This window comes from Halosimplex carlsbadense 2-9-1, assembly GCF_000337455.1.
In the GTDB taxonomy this organism is placed as follows: Archaea; Halobacteriota; Halobacteria; order Halobacteriales; family Haloarculaceae; genus Halosimplex; species Halosimplex carlsbadense.
This window is the reverse complement of sequence record NZ_AOIU01000045.1, coordinates 43,720-60,696: the sequence shown is the minus strand read 5'-3', so window position 1 is coordinate 60,696 and position 16,977 is coordinate 43,720. Positions and strand designations below refer to the sequence as shown.

18 protein-coding genes are annotated in these 16,977 nt (G+C 67.9%); 14 read left to right on the top strand and 4 right to left on the bottom strand.

Annotated features, from left to right (window positions below):
• Nucleotides 1-261: 261 nt before the first annotated feature.
• Nucleotides 262-567: a hypothetical protein gene (locus tag C475_RS19740; RefSeq protein WP_006885668.1), complete on the top strand. Its 306-nt coding sequence runs from the start codon at nucleotides 262-264 to the stop codon at nucleotides 565-567.
• A 21-nt stretch (nucleotides 568-588) separates the two neighbouring features.
• Here C475_RS19740 and C475_RS19735 read toward each other — a convergent pair whose 3' ends face one another.
• Nucleotides 589-3,216 carry a DUF7527 domain-containing protein gene (locus C475_RS19735; RefSeq protein WP_006885667.1) on the bottom strand — a complete coding sequence of 876 codons (2,628 nt, stop codon included), beginning with the start codon at nucleotides 3,214-3,216 and terminating at the stop codon, nucleotides 589-591.
• A 466-nt stretch (nucleotides 3,217-3,682) separates the two neighbouring features.
• On the opposite strand from C475_RS19735, the gene C475_RS24080 reads away from it, so the two are divergent.
• The 11 genes from C475_RS24080 to C475_RS19675 all read left to right on the top strand — a co-directional run bounded on the left by C475_RS24080 (nucleotide 3,683) and on the right by C475_RS19675 (nucleotide 14,056).
• On the top strand, nucleotides 3,683-4,090 hold the full coding sequence (locus C475_RS24080) for a DUF7541 family protein (RefSeq protein ID WP_006885665.1): 408 nt from the start codon (nucleotides 3,683-3,685) through the stop codon (nucleotides 4,088-4,090).
• A 121-nt stretch (nucleotides 4,091-4,211) separates the two neighbouring features.
• On the top strand, nucleotides 4,212-4,457 hold the full coding sequence (locus tag C475_RS19720) for a DUF6684 family protein (RefSeq protein ID WP_006885664.1): 246 nt from the start codon (nucleotides 4,212-4,214) through the stop codon (nucleotides 4,455-4,457).
• A gap of 271 nt (nucleotides 4,458-4,728) precedes the next feature.
• Nucleotides 4,729-6,552 carry a cytochrome c oxidase subunit I gene (gene ctaD / locus C475_RS19715; RefSeq protein WP_193366328.1) on the top strand — a complete coding sequence of 608 codons (1,824 nt, stop codon included), beginning with the start codon at nucleotides 4,729-4,731 and terminating at the stop codon, nucleotides 6,550-6,552.
• 326 nt (nucleotides 6,553-6,878) lie between these two features.
• On the top strand, nucleotides 6,879-7,163 hold the full coding sequence (locus C475_RS19710; RefSeq protein WP_006885662.1) for a DUF7520 family protein: 285 nt from the start codon (nucleotides 6,879-6,881) through the stop codon (nucleotides 7,161-7,163).
• Between the two features lie 253 nt (nucleotides 7,164-7,416).
• Complete coding sequence (locus tag C475_RS19705) at nucleotides 7,417-7,686, top strand: NADH-quinone oxidoreductase subunit J (RefSeq protein ID WP_006885661.1); 270 nt, start codon at nucleotides 7,417-7,419, stop codon at nucleotides 7,684-7,686.
• Nucleotides 7,683-8,075: a hypothetical protein gene (locus C475_RS19700; protein WP_006885660.1), complete on the top strand. Its 393-nt coding sequence runs from the start codon at nucleotides 7,683-7,685 to the stop codon at nucleotides 8,073-8,075. Before C475_RS19705 ends, C475_RS19700 begins: the two co-directional genes overlap by 4 nt.
• Nucleotides 8,075-8,380 carry an NADH-quinone oxidoreductase subunit NuoK gene (gene nuoK / locus C475_RS19695; RefSeq protein ID WP_006885659.1) on the top strand — a complete coding sequence of 102 codons (306 nt, stop codon included), beginning with the start codon at nucleotides 8,075-8,077 and terminating at the stop codon, nucleotides 8,378-8,380. The genes C475_RS19700 and nuoK overlap by 1 nt, the downstream gene beginning before the upstream one ends.
• A gap of 2 nt (nucleotides 8,381-8,382) precedes the next feature.
• Nucleotides 8,383-10,485: an NADH-quinone oxidoreductase subunit L gene (gene nuoL / locus C475_RS19690; protein ID WP_006885658.1), complete on the top strand. Its 2,103-nt coding sequence runs from the start codon at nucleotides 8,383-8,385 to the stop codon at nucleotides 10,483-10,485.
• Nucleotides 10,485-12,101 (top strand): complex I subunit 4 family protein, encoded by a 1,617-nt coding sequence (locus tag C475_RS19685; RefSeq protein WP_006885657.1) that lies wholly within the window; start codon nucleotides 10,485-10,487, stop codon nucleotides 12,099-12,101. The genes nuoL and C475_RS19685 overlap by 1 nt, the downstream gene beginning before the upstream one ends.
• Nucleotides 12,102-12,106: 5 nt before the next feature.
• Nucleotides 12,107-13,627: an NADH-quinone oxidoreductase subunit N gene (locus tag C475_RS19680; protein WP_049931065.1), complete on the top strand. Its 1,521-nt coding sequence runs from the start codon at nucleotides 12,107-12,109 to the stop codon at nucleotides 13,625-13,627.
• A gap of 120 nt (nucleotides 13,628-13,747) precedes the next feature.
• On the top strand, nucleotides 13,748-14,056 hold the full coding sequence (locus tag C475_RS19675) for a hypothetical protein (protein ID WP_006885655.1): 309 nt from the start codon (nucleotides 13,748-13,750) through the stop codon (nucleotides 14,054-14,056).
• 50 nt (nucleotides 14,057-14,106) lie between these two features.
• Here C475_RS19675 and C475_RS19670 read toward each other — a convergent pair whose 3' ends face one another.
• On the bottom strand, nucleotides 14,107-14,580 hold the full coding sequence (locus C475_RS19670) for a redoxin domain-containing protein (RefSeq protein WP_006885654.1): 474 nt from the start codon (nucleotides 14,578-14,580) through the stop codon (nucleotides 14,107-14,109).
• Nucleotides 14,581-14,718: 138 nt separating this feature from the next.
• On the opposite strand from C475_RS19670, the gene C475_RS19665 reads away from it, so the two are divergent.
• Together C475_RS19665 and C475_RS19660 are read left to right on the top strand one after the other, a co-directional pair.
• A complete protein-coding gene (locus tag C475_RS19665) occupies nucleotides 14,719-15,669 on the top strand; it encodes a mechanosensitive ion channel family protein (RefSeq protein WP_049931045.1) in 951 nt (316 codons plus the stop codon).
• Nucleotides 15,670-15,729: 60 nt separating this feature from the next.
• Complete coding sequence (locus tag C475_RS19660; RefSeq protein ID WP_006885652.1) at nucleotides 15,730-16,320, top strand: NUDIX hydrolase; 591 nt, start codon at nucleotides 15,730-15,732, stop codon at nucleotides 16,318-16,320.
• Here the strand turns inward: C475_RS19660 and C475_RS19655 are convergent, their stop codons facing one another.
• Together C475_RS19655 and C475_RS19650 are read right to left on the bottom strand one after the other, a co-directional pair.
• Nucleotides 16,321-16,728, bottom strand: coding sequence for a type II toxin-antitoxin system VapC family toxin (locus tag C475_RS19655; RefSeq protein WP_006885651.1), 408 nt, complete (start codon nucleotides 16,726-16,728; stop codon nucleotides 16,321-16,323).
• On the bottom strand, nucleotides 16,725-16,970 hold the full coding sequence (locus C475_RS19650) for a DUF7557 family protein (protein ID WP_006885650.1): 246 nt from the start codon (nucleotides 16,968-16,970) through the stop codon (nucleotides 16,725-16,727). Before C475_RS19650 ends, C475_RS19655 begins: the two co-directional genes overlap by 4 nt.
• Between the last annotated feature and the right edge of the window lie 7 nt (nucleotides 16,971-16,977).

Sequence of the window (16,977 nt, the reverse complement as noted above, 5' to 3'; positions counted from 1 at the left end):
TTACGGTCCGGCGGCCGCCCCGCTCGACGGGGCCACGACACCGACCGCGGCGGCCCCAGCGCGGACTCCCGCACGCTTCGCCCCGGTGACCGACCGCCCCCGTGACCGGAATCGTTAACTGCTACCACGGTCAAGCCCGAAACTGGTAGCTCGTCGCGTGGCCGTCCGAGCGTAACGCGGCACCTGAAGCCGGTTCGCTTTCCTTCGATCCCCGGGCCGACAGCAACCTTTAAAACCCTCAAACACAAGTTAACAATTGCCATGATAGACAGACTTGAGAAGGAAGTAGACATGCTGGAGCGGCATCTGCAGGTACTGCGGATGGTGATCCAGAACGAGCCGATCGGGATCGTCAAGATGTCCAACGAGACCGGCTACCCGCACCACAAGGTGCGGTACTCGCTGCGCGTTCTCGAGGAGGAGAACCTCATCGAGCCGTCGAGCCAGGGCGCTATCACGACCGAACAGACAGGGGAGTTCGTCGAGGACCTGGACGGCAAGGTCGACCACATCATCGAGAAGCTCGAAGGGATGAAAATCGAGGAAGCGGCCGAAGTCGAGAACTGATTTTCGGAGTCGTCGCCCGTTCTACAGCTCGGGGACGGCCAGGTGGAACTTCTCTTCTCGCGCCTCGACCAGACAGAGGTGATACCCCTGTTTGCGGGCCAGCTTCACGAAGCTCTCGCGCTTGTCGCGGCTGAGCAGCCCGCCGCTGGTCGCGTCGGCGGCGGTCTCCAGCGCCTCCGGCTCGAAGAAACTCGACGTGACGAGGAAGGAGGCGCCGAGCGACGCCGTCGACTCGCCGACGTGCGAGGAGGCCGTGACGAGCGCCGACATCATGCTCTCGCTGGCGGCCTGGCGGGAGTCGTTCATGTTCGCGGTCAGCAGGGCGTTGCCCATCCGGTCGCGCATCACCACGTCGAACGACTCCTGGCTCCGGCGCTCCTGGCCGTCCTCGGTGTATTCGGTGGTGACCGTCCCGTTGAGTTCGGCGCGGTCGATCTGCGGGATCGCGTCGTAGAGGTCCTGTAGCGCCGACACCTTACCGGTGTCGCGGATCTCGTAGAGCAGGTTCTCGATCACCCAGGTGACGAATCGGAACTGCATCGTGTCGCGGAGGAACTCGTCGAACGGCCGGCCGCCGACCGAGGCCGTCGCGCTGTCGAACTGGGTGTGGTACTCAAGCCCGAGGTTCTCGCCGACCTCCTGGCGGCTCGCCTCGCCGGCGTGGGCCGTCTCCAGCGTCGCCTTCCCCTTGGACTCGTAGCGGACGAAGAGGTTGGTCCCGTCGAGCGCCTCGCCCGGGCTCAACCGCTGTTCGGCGTCGACCGCCGCGCCGAACTCCTCCTCGATTTCGGCGAGTTGCCCCTCCAGCCGCTCGACCTCGGACTGCAGGTCGGCGACCTCCGACTCCAGCCCGTCGCGCTCGCGCGTCAGCTGGTCGCGGTCGGACTCGACGCGCTCGACACGGGACTGCAGGTCGTCGCGCTCGGCCCGCACCACCTCCAGCTGCGAGCGCAGCTCGTCGCGCTCGGACTCGGCGGCCGCGAGGTCGGCCTCCAGGCGGTCGATCTCGCTCTCGCGCTCGGCGAGTTCGTCTTCGAGGTCGGCCACCCGCTCGTCGGTCCGTCCGACCCCCGACTCGCCCGCTCGCGAGTCGGGCGGCGCGGCCTCCGCCGTCCGCGACTCCGCCGACGCGGCCTCCGAGTGCGTCTCCGACGCGCCCGTCGGGGCCCTCTGGTCCCGGTCCTCTGTTCGGCCGCTCCCCCGGTCGTCGGGCTCGCGGGCGGGCGACGCGGACCCGTCTTTGACCGCCGACGCCGCGGCGGTCTCGGTCGAGCCCCCGGCCGGCGAGTCGTCCGGTGTCGACGCCGCCGCGGCGGCCCCGTCGTCGGACTCGCGGGTCGTCGTCCGCGAGGGGTCCAGCGAGGGGATCGAGTGCGTCTCCAGCTGGCCCGGGGTGGTGGCGCCCGCCGCCGCGCCACCGGAGTCGCCGCTCCGGCCGACCGCGCGCGACTCCTCGGCGGGGCCCGTGTCGGCGGTCCTGTCCGGCGAATCGGTCGCACCGCCGCCACGGTCGCGCACCGCGTCCCGACTCGACTCGCTCGCGTGTGCGTCGGTCGGCCGCGACTCGGTCGACTCGCGTCCCCGGCCGCCCGGTGACTCCGTTCGGTCGGCACTCGCTCCGGACCCGTGGTCCGAACCACGATCCGTCGCCGGCTCGGCGGTCCGCGAGGTCGATCCGCGCTCCGGGGTCCGGTCGTCGCCGGCCCCGTCTCGGTCCGTACGGTCGCTCCGTCGCTCCGAGGGGTCTGGCCGATCCCCTCGGTCGGTCTCCCGGTCAGAGGGCGTCCGCTCCGCCTCGTCCCGGTCGGTCGCGCGTCCGCCGGTCTCACCCACTCGGTCCGCGTCGGTCGCCGGCGACCGCTCGCTCTCGCGTGCGCGGTCGGATCCCACCGACCCCCCGGTTCGGCTCCGGTCGCCGGAGCGGTCGGCGGGTCCGTCTCCCGTCTCGGTCGCCGCGGTGTCGGTGCCCGAGCCGTCGCTGGCCCCGCTCGCGTTCGCGGCCCCTTCGCCGGGTCCGTTCTCGGTCACTGCGTCCGAGTCTCGGGGCCGTTCGTCGACTGTCTCCGGGGTGCCAGCCGTCGCCTCGTCCGAGACCGGGTCGGCGTCGGCCGGTCCGGGTTCCGCGGTCGAGTCCCTGTCCGCGGGCTCGGAACCGGCGGAACCCGACTCGGTGGCCCGCGACGTGTCGTCCGGCTCCGCACCTGCGGTCGGCTCCGCGGAGGCGGTGTCTTCGGCCGCGGCGGTGTCCGGATCGGTCCCGGCGTCCGGGTCGGGTTCGTCGACCGCGGTCGTCCCTCCGGCGGCGGCCACCGCGTCGGAGTCGGCGGTCCCGGCGGCGTCCGTACCGTCGTCGACGTCGGGAATCTCGACGGGGTCGAGCTCCGCCGGGTGGACAGCGAAGATGCCGACCTCGTCGTCGGCGCGCTCGAACGCCTCGTCGTCGGTGAGCAACTGGCCGCTGTTGCCCACCCAGGCGACGGCCATCGAGCGGCCGCGGTGGTAGACGACGTAGTAGTCGCCGCTGAGGACGTTCTCCGAGAGCTCGATGAAGCCGGTGAACCCCCCATCGGAGAGCGTGTCGTCGATTTCGGAGAGCGGCGTATCCTCCGAGTAGTACTTCCCCCGTACCTCCTCGTTCTGTTCCTGCATGAGCGCGAGCAGGGGGAGCGCAGGCGAGGGCGCCTCGTACGCCGCTGTCTCTTATACACATCTCTGATGNGTGTATAAGAGACAGCCCTCGAAGTCACCGATGTCCCCCTCGAGGATGCCGACGGCCGTCCCGTTGAGCATACAGAGCTTGGCGATGCCGGCCTCCACGATACCGGAAAAGCCCGAATCGGCCAGGTCGTGCAGGCCGCGATAGCCGTCGCGGAACGGCGACGACTCCCACTCGTCGAACTGCTCCACAGCGCGCGTAGTCATTGTGTTGGACAAGCCCCATGCGAACCAAATACTTTGCGCCCACGTCCGACCGGCCGACGCCCGGACCCGCGACGACCACGAGCCCGAATCGGCGACCGGCCGTCCGTGAGTTCCCCGGGGCCGTCGATCATCTTCGGGTCGTCGCGCGCGGGAGTTCGGTGTACCTATGACGGACCGGTTCCAATGCGGGGACATGGAAGAGCAACCGGGACTGTCGGACCAGTATCGGACGGCCAGCCCGTGGCCGCTCCTCGTGGCGGTGGGGTTCGCCCTGGCGGAGATCGGCGTCTTCCTCGGAGTGTTCCCGCTCGCCGTCGGCGGGGTCCTCCTGCTCGGCGGAAGCGTCGCGGGCATCCTCGGCGAGTCGGGGTACGCCAGCCGCCCCTGGCGGGCGCTCGCCCTGCTCGGGGCCGGGTTCGCCGCGCTCGGCGGCCTCCTCGTGGCGACCCAGGTCCCCGGCTCCTCGGTGGGCCTCCTCGAGATCGTCACGGACCCCAACGGCGTCGTCGGCCGCGGCCTCGCCGTCGCCGTCGCCGGCGTGATGCTCGTCGCCGCCGCCGTCGCCAGCCAGGCCGCCGGGCGGACCCAGCAGGGGATCTGAACGGGTCGTCGGGCGGACGCGATGTCTCACCGCCCGTCGGTCCGAACGGATTCGCCGTCCAGTCGCGCGCTCGCCGGTCCGAACCGACAGTATATTTAGCCGCCTGACCGAACTCCGTGGTATGTCAGAGAAGATCTTCGACCGCGAGACGATGCTTGACCTGACGGTCAACTTCATCCCCCTCGGCATTCTGGTCTTCTTCATCGGCGCGTTCGTGCTGTTCCCGACGTGGGGCGTCGACCCGCTCGTCACCGGCCTGCAGTTCGCCATCGTCGGCGTCACGGCGATCCTGCTGACGATCCTCACGTACTACGCCGGCAAGGCCATCTCGACGGCGGAGAAAGAGATGGAACGCGAACACGAGTGAGGCTGTCGTAGACCGCGGTCGACGCGTCAGACCTGCACGACCGCCGTCGGATCGCCACCGAACGACCGACCGTTCTCGCGTCGGACGCTCGCCCCGAGCGGTCCCGCCCGCCCGACCCCACCCCTCCCCCTCCGGTCGATCCCGACGCCCCGGTTCCCCTGTAACACCCGGACACGCGAACGGGTTCCGCGGGAAGGTTTCCTAACCATTCATATGGTACCAGTCCCGAGGTTCCCTCATGGTATCAGCGCAGCTCACGCTGACGGTGCTGATGGGGGTTTTCCTCGTCGGCGTCGCAGCGTTTCTCTCACGGGTCGAGGACTGGCGCTCGTATACACCGCTCGTGAGCGGTGGGGGCGGCGGCTACGGTGACGCCGGGGCCGTCGTCAATCGCGAGAAGCCGGCCGGCATCACTCGCTGGCTGACGACGGTCGACCACAAGGACATCGGCATCCTCTACGGGACGTACGCCGTCATCGCGTTCGCGGTCGGCGGCCTGATGGCCTTCGGCATCCGGATGCAACTGATCGCGCCGACGGGCGCGCTCTTCGAGAACGGCTTCTACAACGCCATCCTGACGAGCCACGGGATCACCATGCTGTTCCTGTTCGGGACGCCCATTATCGCGGCGTTCGCGAACTACTTCGTCCCGCTGCTCATCGGGGCCGACGACATGGCGTTCCCGCGGATCAACGCCATCGCCTTCTGGCTGCTCCCGCCGGGCGCCCTCCTCATCTGGGCCGGCTTTTTCCTCCCCGGGATGACCGGCGCCCAGACGGCCTGGACGATGTACACGCCGCTGTCGGCCGAACAGGCCAACGCCGGCGTCGACCTCATGCTGCTCGGGTTGCACCTCACGGGGGTCTCGGCGACGATGGGCGCGATCAACTTCATCGCGACCATCTTCACCGAACGCGACGACGACGTCAACTGGGCGAACCTCGACATCTTCTCGTGGACCATCCTCACCCAGTCGGCGCTCATCCTCTTCGCGTTCCCGCTGCTGGGCAGCGCGCTGATCATGCTGCTGCTCGACCGCAACCTCGCGACGACGTTCTTCGCCGTCGAGGGCGGCGGCCCCATCCTCTGGCAACACCTCTTCTGGTTCTTCGGCCATCCGGAGGTGTACATCCTCGTCCTCCCGCCGATGGGGATCGTCAGCTACGTCATCCCGAAGTTCTCCGGCCGGAAGCTGTTCGGCTTCAAGTTCGTCGTCTACTCCACGCTCGCGATCGGCGTGCTGAGCTTCGGCGTCTGGGCCCACCACATGTTCACGACGGGCATCGACCCGCGGCTGCGGGCCTCGTTCATGGCCGTCTCGCTGGCTATCGCGATACCCTCCGCGGTCAAGACGTTCAACTGGATCACGACGATGTGGAACGGCCGCATCCGGCTGACGACGCCGATGCTGTTCTGTATCGGCTTCGTCTCGAACTTCATCATCGGCGGCGTGACCGGCGTCTTCCTCGCGTCGGTCCCCGTCGACCAGATCCTCCACGACACCTACTACGTGGTCGGTCACTTCCACTACGTCGTGATGGGCGCCATCGCGTTCGCCGGGTTCGCCGGTATCTACTACTGGTTCCCCATCTTCACCGGGCGGATGTACCAGCGCACGCTCGGCAAGGCCCACTTCTGGCTGTCGATGATCGGGACCAACATCACGTTCTTCGCGATGCTGTTCCTGGGGTACCTCGGCATGCCCCGCCGCTACGCGACCTACGACTTCAACAGCGCCATCGCGCCGTTGAACATGGTGACGCTGATGCACCAGGCCGCCTCGGTCGGCGCGGTCATCCTGCTGCTGGGCCAGATCATCTTCGTCTGGAACCTGCTGCAGTCCTGGCTGGAGGGTCCGAAGCTCGAGGACCCCGACCCGTGGGACCTCAAGGAGACCGACCAGCACGGCCGCGAGTTCCAGTGGCACGAGCGCCGCATCACCACGGCTCTCGCCGACGGCGGTGAGGAGGAGAAGGCCGTGACCGACGGCGGTGTCGTGAGTGACGCGAACGACACCTCGTCGGAGCCTGGCTCCGACGGCGGCGAGACCGTCGACGGCGGCGACTCCGACCCGGACGACGCGACCGACGACTGACGACCCCGTCCTCGGCTCGTTTTTCCGAAGCGCTCTCGACGTGTTGCCCGGTTCCACGCCACTCCGAGTTACGCCACCGCGAGCGGTCGGAGCCGCCGCTGTCGGTCGGTGTGCGATCCGAGGTCGCGCGTGGCGGGCCGATGGGCCGCGTTACCCGCCGATGACGAGGACGAACGTGGAGGCGCCCATCAGCAGTGCGATGGCGGTGAGGACGAACAGCAGGAGTTCTTTCTCCGAGAACCCGGAGTCGTCGTCGAGGTCGCTCATACCCCAGCTAGCGGCCGCGATGTGAAAAGGCTAACCACCCGCAGTCCCAACCGCCGGTCGTGACAGCCAACACCGATCGACTGGCGCTCGGCGGGCGGGTCGCGGGCTCGCGCGTCGTCCTGGCGGTGTACCTGGCCGTGCTGGGCGTCGCGGGCACCATGGGCGCTCTGCTGGGCTACGTCAACCCCGAGGGCATGGACCCGACCCTGTTCTTCCTCGTCGACCTGCCGGCGTCGCCGCTCGGGATGGCGACGTTCGGGGTCGTCACCGTGGGGTCGGGCCTGGGCGTGCTCCTGCTGGCGGTCCGATACGTCTCCCGATACGACGAGAGCCGGATCGAGTAAGCAGACGCGGGCCGGCGTCGCACGTCGCCCGAACCGGGGTCCGAGCGCGCGCGAGCGGCGCGGCGCGCGGCTCGGGCGGGCGACGGGGTCGAGAGCGACGCGTCCCGAACACGTCAGGCGTCGATACGGGTGTCGACGCCGGGTCGACCGGTGGTTTGCGTCGAATCGTTAACGGTTTCGGGCGCGTGAGCGGCCACGCGCGGGACGATACAGAAATCTTCAAAGGGCGTCCGGTAGGAGGTTCGAGACAACGATGGCATTGCTCGAGTCAATCGCGTTTGCGCTGTTCGCCATAGTCACACTGGGGAGCAGCCTCGGCGTCGTGTTAGCGCGCGACGTCTGGCACTCGGCGCTGATGCTCGGCGTGGCGCTGCTGTCGGTGGCAGTGTACTACGTCATGCTCCGTGCCGAGTTCATCGCCGCGATGCAGATACTGGTGTACGTCGGTGGGGTCCTCATCCTCATCACGTTCGCCATCATGCTCACGGAGAAAGACACCCAGTCCGACGAGGTGGCGACATGACCTCCCGTCCGCGGCTGGCGACCGACGTGAACTACGTCAACGGGCTGGCCGCCCTGGCCCTGTTCGCCGTCATGGCCTACGTGTTCTTCATGTCGGAGCTGGGACAGCCCACCGGCTTCCCCGACGGCAGCATCGTCGCGAGTATCGGCTACGCGATGTTCAACATGGCCGACCAGGCCGCGATCCCGGCCGAGAGCTTCCTGGTCGCCTTTATCATCATCGCGCTGGTCCTCGACGCGGCGCTGGACGGCGCCGTCACGCTCGCGCGTCGCGAAGGCGACGAGAGCGTCGTCACCGCGTTGACCGACGGCGGTCGTCGGCTCGCGGGCCGCGGGGACGACACCGACCGAACCGACGGGGCGACCGGCTCCGACGGGGGTGAGGACTGATGGCTATCGCGACCCAGTACTACCTGCTGCTGTCGGCGGCGGTGTTCTGCATCGGCGTCTACGGCATTCTCACGCGGAGCAACGCCCTGATCTTCCTGATGTCCGTCGAGCTGATGCTCAACGCGGCGAACATCAACCTCGTCGCGTTCTCGTTCCACTACGGGAACCTCACGGGGCAGGTGTTCTCGCTGTTCGTGATGGCGCTGGCCGCCGCGGAAGTGGCGGTCGGTATCGGTATCATCCTCGTCCTGTATCGCAACTTCGAGGGCGTGGACGTGACTAAAGCGGCTACGATGAGGTGGTAAGCATGGCAGGTGCATTCGACTTCGTTCCCGCGATCGCAGCGCTCCCGTTCCTGGCGTTCGTCGTCTCGTTGTTCGCCGGGCAGTACATGCCGAAGCGCGGCGCCGAGGCCGGCATCATCGCGACCGCCGGCTCGCTCGTCCTCTCGATCTGGACGGCGCTGACCGTCGCCGGGATCACCGGCACGGCGACCTACTACAACGAGAACCTCTACACGTGGGTCGCCGGCGTCGCCGACGGCGCGCTCACGCTCCGGTTCGGTATCCTGGTCGACCCGCTGACGGCGCTGATGCTCGTCATCGTCTCGCTCATCGCCCTGCTGGTCCACGTCTTCTCGCTGGGCTACATGAACGACGAGGGCGAGACGGGCCTGCCCCGGTACTACGCCGGACTCGGCCTGTTCACGGCGAGCATGCTCGCGTTCGTCTTCTCGAACAACATCCTGATGGCGTTCATGTTCTTCGAGCTGGTCGGGCTCTGTTCGTATCTCCTGATCGGCTTCTGGTTCCGCGAGGACGGCCCGCCGTCGGCCGCGAAGAAGGCGTTCCTGGTCACCCGCTTCGGTGACTACTTCTTCCTCGTCGGCGTGGTCGGCATCTTCGCCACCTTCGGAACCGGCCTGTTCGCGCCCGTCGAGACCGCCTCGGGCACGATGGCGAGCTTCCCGCAGCTGGCCGAACAGGCGCTCGCAGAGGGCGCCGAGGGGATCTACACCGCCGGCTACAGCGCCCAGACCTGGTTCACGGTCCTCGGGCTGCTCGTGCTCGGCGGCGTCGTCGGCAAGTCCGCCCAGTTCCCGCTGCACACCTGGCTCCCCGACGCGATGGAGGGCCCGACGCCGGTCTCGGCGCTCATCCACGCGGCGACGATGGTCGCGGCCGGCGTCTTCCTCGTCGCCCGGATGTACGGCTTCTACGCGATCTCGCCGACGGCGCTGGCGGTCATCGCGCTGATCGGCGGCTTCACGGCGCTGTTCGCGGCGACGATGGGCATCGTCAAGCAGGAACTCAAGCAGGTGCTCGCCTACTCGACCATCAGCCAGTACGGCTACATGATGCTCGCGCTGGGCTCCGGTGGGTACGTCGCCGCCGTCTTCCACCTGACCACTCACGCGATCTTCAAGGCGCTCCTGTTCCTCGGCGCCGGGTCGGTCATCATCGCCATGCACCACAACGAGAACATGTGGGACATGGGCGGGCTGAAAGAGAAGATGCCCGTCACCTACTGGACGTTCCTCTCGGGATCGCTCGCGCTCGCGGGCATCGTCCCGTTCGCGGGCTTCTGGTCGAAAGACGAGGTGCTGTTCGAGGCGCTCATCCACGGATTCGGGACCGACGGGATGCTCGGGACGATGTATCTCCTCGCGTACGCGATGGGGCTGATCGCCGTGTTCTTCACGGGCGTCTACACGTTCCGGATGGTCTACCTGACCTTCCACGGCGACGCGCGCTCCGAGACGGCTCGGGACCCCGAACCGGTGCGCTGGAACGTCAAAGGGCCGCTGGCGGTTCTGGGTATCGGCGCCGCGACGGTCGGATTCATCAACATGGCGCCGGTCAAAAAGCTGGCCGGCCTGGAAATCGACTTCCTCCACAAGTGGGTCAACGGACCCGAAGAGGGCGGCTGGCCCGAGGCGCTGTCGACGGACCTGCACCACTACGAGGAACTGCTGCACAACGTGCCCCACGTCGACCCGGCCTACCCCATCGGCGGAGAGTCGACGACGCTGATCGTGTCGGCGGCGCTGTCGCTGGGGCTGGCCGTCGCGGGCGTGCTCGTCGCCCGGAGCCTCTACGGCGCGGCCGAGCCGGCCGAGCACACGGACAAGCTGGGAGGTGCGAAGACGCTGCTCATGCACAACTACTACCAGGACGAATATCAGGTGTGGCTGGCACAGGGCGTGACGGTCCCGATCGCGCGGGCCGCGGACAAGTTCGACCAGGGCGTCGTCGACGGCGTCGTCAACGGCGTCAGTAGCGTGAGCCTCTTTACCGGTTCGCGCTTCCGTCGCATCCAGTCGGGCGTCGTCTCGAACTACGCGGCGCTGATGACCCTGTCGCTCGCACTGTTGCTGGTCGTCTTCGTCGTCCTCGGGGGTGGTGCCTGATGCCGATCGCCGGGCCCGTCGAGGCCCTGCTGGGCGCCACGCTGCTGGGTGCGCTGGCCGTCTTCCTCGCGCCCGACGAGTGGGCGGGCAAGCTCGCCGCCGCGGTGAGCCTCGTCCCCGTCGGTATCTCGCTGTGGATGTACACCGCCTTCGACGGCGTCGGTAACGCGCTGATGGCCGACGGCGACATCGCCTTCGAGTCGACGATCGGCTGGCTGAGCCTCGGCCGCTACGATCTGGCCTGGCACGTCGGCCTCGACGGTATCAGCCTACCGCTGCTCGTGCTTGCGACCGTGCTGACGACGCTCGCGCTGGTCAGCTCGTGGACGCCGATCGACGAGCGCCAGTCGCAGTTCTACGGCCTCATGCTGCTGATGGAGGCCAGCCTCATCGGCGTGTTCACCGCGCTGGACTTCATGCTGTGGCTGGTGTTCTGGGAGGCCGTGCTCGTCCCGATGTACTTCCTCATCGGCGTCTGGGGCGGCCCGCGCCGGAAGTACGCCGCCATCAAGTTCTTCGTCTACACGAACGTGGCGACGCTGGTCATGTTCGTCGGCTTCATGGCGCTCGTGTTCGGGCTGGGCGACTCCATCTCCACCTTCGACCTGCCCGCCATCGCGCAGGCGCTCGGTGAAGACGGCGCCCTCGGGAGCGTCGCGGGCATCGCCCCCGACACGCTCCGCGTGGTCGCGTTCGCGCTGATGTTCGCCGGGTTCGCGGTGAAGGTGCCCGTCTTCCCGGTCCACACGTGGCTGCCGGACGCCCACGTCGAGGCCCCGACGCCCGTCTCCGTGATGCTGGCGGGCGTCCTCCTGAAGATGGGGACCTACGCGCTGTTGCGGTTCAACTTCACGATGCTCCAGGGGGTCGCCCAGGACTACGCGGCGATCATCGTCGCCTTCGGCGTCCTCAGCATCATCTACGGTGCGATGCTCGCGCTGGCCCAGCAGGACCTCAAACGCATCGTCGCCTACTCGTCGATCTCGTCGATGGGGTACGTCATCCTGGGCCTGGTCGCGTTCACGCCGTACGGCTTCGGCGGCGCGACGTTCCAGATGGTCGCCCACGGCCTCATCTCGGGGCTGATGTTCATGACCGTCGGCGTCATCTACAACGAGACCCACACGCGCATGGTGGGCGACATCTCCGGGATCGCCGACCGGATGCCCTGGACCGTCGGCATCTTCGTCGCCGCGGCGTTCGGGTACATGGGCCTGCCGCTGATGGCCGGCTTCGCCGCCGAGTACCTCATCTTCCAGGGCGCCTTTGCCTCGCCGTACATCCCCGCGGCGCCGCTGGTGACCGCCGCCGGCATGTTCGGCATCGTCATCGTGGCGGGCTACCTGCTGTGGGCGATGCAGCGGACGCTGTTCGGCGAGTACAGTCTCGCCACGGATTACGACGTGTCGCGTGCGCCCGTCCACGACGTGGCGCCGCTGGTCGTACTCCTGGTGCTGGTCATCGCCCTGGGCGTCGACCCCGGGCTGGTGTATCAGGACATCCAGAACGCGGTCAACCCGCTGCTCCCGCCAGGAGCGGTCTCTCTCGCGGTTCCGTACGAGGCGATCGCTGACGCTGCCGGCGCGCTGTTCCAGGGAGGTGTCGCGCCGTGGTAGTCGACATCGCGGGCTTCCAGGTGGCCGACTGGGTCGCGCTGGCGCCGGCGATCGCGCTGGGCGTGACGGCCATGTTGCTGTTCGTCTTGGACAGCATCGAGCCACAGCCGGGGACGAGTTCCAACGCCGTCCTCGCGGGAGTCTCGACGGTCGGCGCGCTCGTGTCGTTCCTCGTCGCCGGCTACTTCCTCGTGCTCGGCGTCGGTCAACCGCGCGGGACGGGCGCGATCGACCTGTACGGCGGTGCGCTGATCGTCGACGGGATGAGCCTGTTCTTCATCGTCATCGTCGGCAGCGTGACCGCGCTGGTGACGCTCGCGAGCTACGACTACCTCCAAGGACAGGAGTACCAGGCCGAGTACTACGGCCTGGTCATCATGGCCGCGACGGGCATGTCGCTGATGGCCTCGGCTAACAGCCTCGCGACCGTGTTCGTCAGCCTCGAACTCGCCAGCCTGCCGTCGTTCGCGCTGGTCGCGTTCCTCAAGAAGAACCGCGGCAGCGTCGAGGGCGGCCTGAAGTACTTCCTCGTCGGCGCGCTGTCGTCGTCCGTGCTCGCCTACGGGATCAGCCTCGTCTACGCCGCGACGGGCAGCCTCCAGCTGGAGGCCGTCGCCGAGGCACTGACCACCGGGTCCGCGATCCCGGCCGGCGTCCTCGGCGTCGGCGTCATCATGATGCTGCTCGGGTTCGCCTACAAGACCGCGAGCGTCCCGTTCCACTTCTGGGCGCCCGAGGCGTACGAGGGCGCGCCCGCGCCGGTGTCGGCGTTCCTCTCGTCGGCCTCGAAGGCCGCCGGGTTCGTCGTCGCCTTCCGCGTGTTCCTCACGGCGTTCCCGGAGGTCGGCGGCCTGGCGGGCGGCGACCCGATGGTCGACTGGGTCACCGCCGTCACCGTCCTCGCGGTCGTCACGATGACCGTCGGCAACTTCGCCGCCGCCACCCAGGAGAAAGTCAAGCGGATGCTCGCCTACTCCTCGGTCGGCCACGCCGGCTACGTCCTCATTGGCCTCGCGGCGCTGTCGGGTCCCGACCAGGGGCTCGTCCTCGGCGCGAGCATGATGCACCTGCTCGTCTACGGCTTCATGAACACCGGCGCGTTCCTGTTCCTCGCGCTCACCGAGTACTGGGGGGTCGGCCGCACCTTCCAGGACTTCAACGGCCTCTCGAAGCAGGCGCCGCTGGCCTGCGCCGCGATGACCATCTTCCTGTTCAGTCTCGCCGGCCTCCCGGTCGGCGGTGGCTTCATCTCGAAGCTCTACCTGCTGCTGGGGACCGTCAACGCCGGCGCGTGGCTGCTGGCCGCCTCGCTCATCGTCAACAGCGCCCTGTCGCTGTTCTACTACAGCCGGGTCGTCAAGGCGATGTGGATCGAGGAGCCCGAGGGCGACTTCGACCTCGGCGGCTACCCGAGTTCGCTGTACGCCGCCGTCGTCATCGCCGCGTTCGTCACGTTCGCCCTGCTGCCCGCGTTCGGCCTCCTCTCGCCGAGCGCCTTCGACGCCGCGAGCGTCCTGTTCGGCTGACCGCCGACACGACGCTCGACCCGTTTCCGCCGGTCGTCGACCGCCGACACGTGAATTTTTCTCCCGCCCGATCCAACGAACGGACAGTGACCCACCGACACAGTTGCGAGGTGCCGACCGATGGGTGAGCCGGCCGGCCGCCGGCTGTGGAACAGGCGGACGCTGGCGGCGCTGTCGTATCTCGCGATGCCGGTGAGCGGGCTCGTGATCCGGTACGTCACCGAACCGGCCGAGCGCGACGCGTTCCACACGCTCCAGAGTGTCTACCTCGGGGCGGCGCTGGTCGCCCTGTTCCCGACGGCGGCGTTTCTGCCGTTCCTGTATTTCAACGTGGTGCCCGTCGTCTGGGTCGTCGCGATGCTCACGGCGTACAACGGGATGGCGTTCGAGTTTCCGGTGGTCGGTCCGTTGGCTCGCGAGCGGCTCTGAGGGTGGAACAGCGTCCTCGGAAACGACGGCGGTGAAAACGGGTGTCGCCCTCAGGCCGATTCGACGGCGTCGAGCAGTTCGTCGTAGTCGGGCTCGTTGCCCGGGTCGTCGGCCACCCAGTCGTAGACGACGGTGCCCTCGTCGTCGACGACGAAGACGGCGCGGTTAGCGTTGCCGTAGAGGCCCAGGTCGGGGATATCCATCGTCAGGCCGTAGGCCTCGATGGTGTCGCCGTCCATGTCGCTGAGCAGATCGAACTCGATGCCGTGTTCCTCGCGGAAGGCGCCCTGTGAGAACGGCGAGTCGGCGCTGATGCCGAAGATGGTGGCGCCGGCGTCCTCGAAGTCGCCGAGCCGCTCCTGGAAGGCGACCATCTCGTTGGTACACGGCGGTGTGAACGCGCCGGGGAAGAAGGCGAGGACGATCGGCCCGTCGCCGATGTGGTCGGCCAGGTCGAAGTCCTCGTGGTCGCTCGTGCCGAGCGTCGCGGTGAACGTCGGTGCGGAATCGCCTGTGGATACCATCGCTCGACGGTTGGGACGCCCGGCAGATAAAACACGTACCGAACGGGGTAGCGGCGGCTCGCTGTGGGCCGCGGCGACCGCGTAGTCGCGCGGTCGACCCCGTGGAACTTTGTGGCGGGGCCGCGAGCGGACTGGCAGATGCGACGGGTCGGGTACGTCTCGCTGGGCGTGGCGGCGGTCGCGGCGGTAGCGAGTCGGTTCGTGGCGGCCGCGACGTTCGGGTTCGGCAGCGTCTGGGGCGTGTCGGTCGAACGGGCCGCGGTGACTGCGCTTCTGGTGGCCGCGGTCGTCCTCGCGACGTACGGTGCCTACCGCGTGGTCGGCGGCTGGCTCACCGAGCGAGCGGCCAGCAAGCGCCGGCGCCACGACCTGCGCAACGTCCTCCGGCTCGCCTTCGGACTGGTCGGGACCGTCGGGCTGGCCGGCGTCGTCACCGAGCAGTGGCTCGGCGTCCTGTTCTCGCTGGGCGTCGTCGGCTTCGGGATCACGTTCGCGCTCCAGCAACCCCTCTTCTCGCTCATCGGCTGGGTGTACATCATGGTCAACCGACCGTACCAGGTGGGCGACCGGGTCGCCATCGACGACTCCAAGGGCGACGTGGTGGAGGTGAACTTCCTCGTGACGACGCTGTGGGAGATCAACGGCGAGTTGGTCTCCTCGAACCAGCCCTCGGGGCGGACGATCACCGTCCCGAACTCCGTGGTGCTGTCCTCCCACGTCAAGAACTTCACCCAGGAGGACTTCCCGTACGTCTGGAACGAGATAGACGTCGAGGTGGCCTACGAGACGGACCTGGCGTTCGCCCGGGAGACGATGATCCGGGTCGCGAACGACGTCGTCGGGGAGGAGATGGAACGCAACGTCGAGCGCTACCGGAGACGCCTCGCCGAGACGCCCGTCGAACTCGAAGTGCAGTCCCGGCCGACGGTCAACGTCGAACAGGAGACCTCGTGGGTCAAACTGAAGGTCAGATACATCGTCCACCCGCGGCGCGGCCAGCGGACGAAGAACGAACTCTACGAGAAGATTCTCGCCGAGTTCAACGAGTACCCCGACCGCGTGAAGTTCCCGGTGAGCCGCAACCGGTGACACCCGAAGCCGCCGCGAGCGCACCGTAGAGTTAGGTGGTCGGCCCGCGCACGCGACGGTATGCCGAACACGCCGCCCGACTACTGTCCGGACTGCGGCGGCCCGCTCGAAGCCGTCGACCCGCCGGCGGTCCAGCGCTGTGGCGACTGCGGCGAGTACGAGTTCTTCAACCCGATCCCGACGGCGCGGCTGGCGGTCCTCGACAGCGGGGGACGGAGTCCCCCGGGCAGTGCGGCGAAGCCCCAGGACGGCGAGGGCGTCCTGCTCGTGAACGTCGACGCGTCGGACCGAGACCTGTGGGGAACGCCCGGCGGGATGGTCGAGGCGGGCGAGGACCCCGACGAAGCGGGCGCGCGGGAACTCCAAGAGGAGACGACGCTGACCGTCGACCCCGACGACCTGGCGCTGTTCGACGCGCGGACGTTCGCGAAGTTCGGCGACGTGCAGAAGACGTATCTCTGCTACGCCGCCGACTACGCGGACGTGTCGGGAACTCCCGAGGCCGACGACGAGGTGGTCGACGTGCGGTTCTGGACGGCCGAGGAACTGGCGAGCGCGGACGGACATCGGCTGTTGACCAGCTGGCCCGAAGCCTACAGCGATCTGGAGTGGTGGATCGACGAGGGGCGGGCGGCGCTGGATGCTCGCTGATCAGGAAACGTCGATGATGTCGAGTTCCAGAAGCTCGTGTAGCGGTGCTTTGTCGAAATCACGTTTGTCTGCAGTGACGAACGTCGCACCTGCTTCTCTGGCAGTCGCTGCGCTCAAGAGGTCCGCAGTCCCGAGAGAGCGATTTTGCTTCTGGAGACTTCCCTCCAGTACAGCAGCCTCGACTGCGACGTCGTCGGTGAACGGACGTATCTCGTCGATAGCTTCGCGAAGAAGCAACTGCAGTCGCTGCACGGCGGTTCGGTCGGACTCCACGCTGTAGAATTCATAGGCGATGATAGCGGGGACGATCCAAACTTCGGAAGCGTGACTGTCGAGATACGTGACGACCTGTGGGTCGGGATCTGGGTCCGCGAATTTTCGGAGGACGCTGTTGTCGAGACAGATCATTCCTCGTCGGACCGGTCCCGCGGTTCACCGGGGCTCTCCCGACCCTCGAAGGATTCGTTCAGTTCCGCCCGTTTCGATCGCATGTGCTCGTCGGTACCGTCCGGACCGAACCCGGCCATCTCCGCCACGTCGCGGTCCGACCGCGCCAGTCGGTCGAGCAAGTCGTCGTAGGACTCCCCCTCACGCTTGAGCGCTTCGAGTTTCCGCTTCGTCGCGTCCGAGATCCGAATCGAGGTGCTCATATCTAAT